Raw genomic sequence first — 2,644 nt, 5'->3', positions numbered from 1 at the left:
CGATCGAGCGATCCGGATGGTGCTGGATCACGAGCGGGATCATCCATCGCGCTGGGCAACGGTTGTATCGATTGCCGAGAAGATCGGCTGCTCGCCGCCGACGCTGCATGAGTGGGTGAAGAAAGCTGAGGTCGGCAGCGGCAAGCGCGCGGGCGTTCCTACAGAAGTCGCTGACAAGATGAAGGCGCTGGAGCGCGAGGTCCGTGAGTTGCGCCAAGCCAATGAGATACTGCGCAAGGCGTCGGCTTATTTTGCCCAGGCGGAGCTCGACCGCCCGTTCAAGCGATGATCGCGTTCATCGACGATTACCGCGATGCCTATGGGGTCGAGCCGATCTGCCGCGTCCTGCCGATCGCCCCATCCACCTATCACGAGCGCATCGCGCAGCGGCAGGACCCGACACGCCTGTCGGCGCGGGCGCAGCGGGACGTCGTCGTGAAGCCCGAGGTCGCGCGCCTATTCGCCGAGAACTTCGCGGTCTACGGCGTGCGCAAGGTCTGGCGGCAAATGATGCGGGAACATCCCGCCTGCCGAAGCCGAAGAACAATATCATGCTGCCGCAGACAACATCGATATGGCAGCGTGACTCACAACCCAATGCCTCCGGCAAACCCGGTGCGGTTCAATGCGCGCCGGAAATTTACTGACATTCTGGAGAAAAGTCCGTCGCCGATCGCGGCGGAGGCAGTCGTGCGGATCGCCGAGCTCTTCGCCATCGAGCGCGATATCAAGGGTGCGCCACCTGATGAGCGAAGACGCATCCGCCAGATCAAGGCGGTGCCGAAGCTGGAGGCTTTGCGCGTCTGGCTCGAAACACAGAACCGTGGCCTGTCTTCCGACAGCAATCTGGCACGTGCGTGTCGCTATGGCAGGCCATGATCCGCTACTGCGACGACGGTCGGCTCGAGATCAGCAACAATCTTGTGGAAAATGCCCTGCGCGGTGTCGCGCTCGGGCGTCGGAACTGGATGTTCGTCGGCTCCATGAAGGGGGGAGAGGCGGCCGCGCTCTTTTACTCCCTGGCCGGTACATGCCGCCTCAACGGCGTCGAGCCTGAAGTGCGGTTCATCGACGTCATCGAGCGCATCGGCAACTACCCGATCAATCGGATCGATGACTTTTTACCCTGGAGATGGCAGGTATCAAAGCTGAGCAACGATCTGGAGAAGGCTGCGTGAGCAACGGCACTGTGGTGCGGATGAAGATTACGCTGGACGATGTCACACCGGCCGTCAGCCGAACGCTGGAGGTGCCGCTCAATATCCGGCTCGACCGCTTGCACACCGTCATCCAGACCGCCTTCTCGTGGACGGACTCTCACCTGTGGGAAATGAGCTTCGGGCAGACCGGCTTCGGCATCCCTGATCCTGAATATGGCTTCGACGGGCCGTTCGACGCCCGTAAGGCCACGCTCGCCCAGGTCCTGGCGGATACGAGGCGCAAGACCTTCCGATATCTCTATGACTTTGGCGACGCCTGGGAGCATAGCGTCAAGATCGAACGCATCAGCCCGGCGAGCCCGCACCTGACATATCCGCTCATCGTCGATGCAATAGGCATGAGGCCGCCGGAGGACTGTGGCGGCCCATGGGGTTACGCTGAAAAGCTCGAAGCGCTCGGCGATCCACATCATGAATATTACGAAGAAGCGTTGGAGACCCTCGGCGACGACCATGATCCCAACGCCAAGCCCGATATACCCCTGATCGAAGCAAGGCTGGAAGCGCTCGCGAAAAAATGGGCGCCGCGGACACGCCGGAAAACCTGACACGACGCGTCAACGCCGCCTTCCGTTGGCGCTTACAGTCCAGGTGATGCACCACTTGCTGAATCTTCGATCTCGTCCAACACCCGCCACCCCACTCAAAGAGCGACAATCATCTCGGCGGAGGCCCGGCGTGCAAGGTGGCCGTCAGACATCGCTTACTGATCGGTGGCGCTTCCTTTTGCTGATCTGGGTCAAGCGGGGCCGCCGCCGAAGCGTGGGTCGGGTGGGCGGCGCTTCGTTGGTCACCGCTCGCACCCCGCTTCCTGTATCAGCAAAGAAGGCGCCAAATCAGAACTTGGCAGATACGGACACGCCCCACTCCTGGGGGCGCGCGTAATTTCCGGCAACGCCGGTCGTTTGCGCATAGATCAAATTGTCGAGATAATGCGTGTTCCCGATATTCTTGACGAATGCGCGCATCTGGAACCGGTCGTTCGGATCGGCATAGGTCACGAAGGCGCTGAAGATCGAATAGGCACGCTGCCGATCGATCGGATTGTTGAACAGGCGGAAATTGTAGGAGGCGCTTCTGAACATCTCACCGCGGAGCGAGAACCGCCCGAGCGACGTGTCGAAGCCATATTCCGCGCCCAGGTTTACCGTGAACTTCGGCGAATTGGGCAGAGGATTTCCCGCGGTGTTCCGTATCCCACGCGTCGCAGGCTCGTCGTCAAAGGTCGTCAGCTCCTTGATCTTCGCATCGAGATAAGAAACCGATGTGTTTAGGGTCAGGCCCCTTGCCGCGCGCCAGGTAGGCCCAGTCGGCCCGAAGCTGCGATTTTGGTCATCTTGGAGAACACGTCGGGAACGGGCTGGTTGTTGTTGACGATCGCCCATGCGAGGAACGACGTTCCGCTCCGATAAGGGAGCGGCGTT

The 2,644-nt window shown here is 60.8% G+C and carries 3 protein-coding genes, 2 pseudogenes and 1 other annotated feature; of the genes and pseudogenes, 4 read left to right on the top strand and 1 reads right to left on the bottom strand.

Annotated features, from left to right (window positions below; genetic code table 11):
• From Q4610_RS21605 to Q4610_RS21590, 4 genes and pseudogenes are all read left to right on the top strand, one after another.
• Window positions 1-519, top strand: a pseudogene (locus Q4610_RS21605) (transposase); the annotation flags it as partial.
• Window positions 244-360, top strand: a sequence feature (AL1L pseudoknot). Its footprint overlaps the pseudogene before it by 117 nt.
• A pseudogene (locus Q4610_RS21600) lies at window positions 508-938 on the top strand (IS66 family transposase); the annotation flags it as partial. The pseudogenes Q4610_RS21605 and Q4610_RS21600, both read left to right, overlap by 12 nt.
• A 30-nt stretch (window positions 939-968) precedes the next feature.
• Complete coding sequence (locus Q4610_RS21595) at window positions 969-1,178, top strand: transposase domain-containing protein (protein WP_425262599.1); 210 nt, start codon at window positions 969-971, stop codon at window positions 1,176-1,178.
• Window positions 1,175-1,768, top strand: a complete 594-nt coding sequence (locus Q4610_RS21590) for a plasmid pRiA4b ORF-3 family protein (RefSeq protein ID WP_304537829.1) — start codon at window positions 1,175-1,177, stop codon at window positions 1,766-1,768. The genes Q4610_RS21595 and Q4610_RS21590 overlap by 4 nt, the downstream gene beginning before the upstream one ends.
• Window positions 1,769-2,056: 288 nt before the next feature.
• Here Q4610_RS21590 and Q4610_RS21585 read toward each other — a convergent pair.
• Window positions 2,057-2,644, bottom strand: a 588-nt coding sequence (locus Q4610_RS21585) for a TonB-dependent receptor domain-containing protein (protein ID WP_304537828.1), incomplete at its 5' end; no start/stop codon positions are given.

The sequence above is a fragment of the Sphingobium cyanobacteriorum genome (assembly GCF_030580935.1).
GTDB lineage: Bacteria > Pseudomonadota > Alphaproteobacteria > Sphingomonadales > Sphingomonadaceae > Sphingobium > Sphingobium cyanobacteriorum.
This window is presented reverse-complemented; position numbering and strand designations above follow the sequence as displayed.

Coding starts and splice junctions, on each gene's coding strand:
- Q4610_RS21595 (WP_425262599.1), top strand. CDS start 969: ATGTTCGTCGGCTCCATGAAGGGGGGAGAGGCGGCCGCGCTCTTTTAC.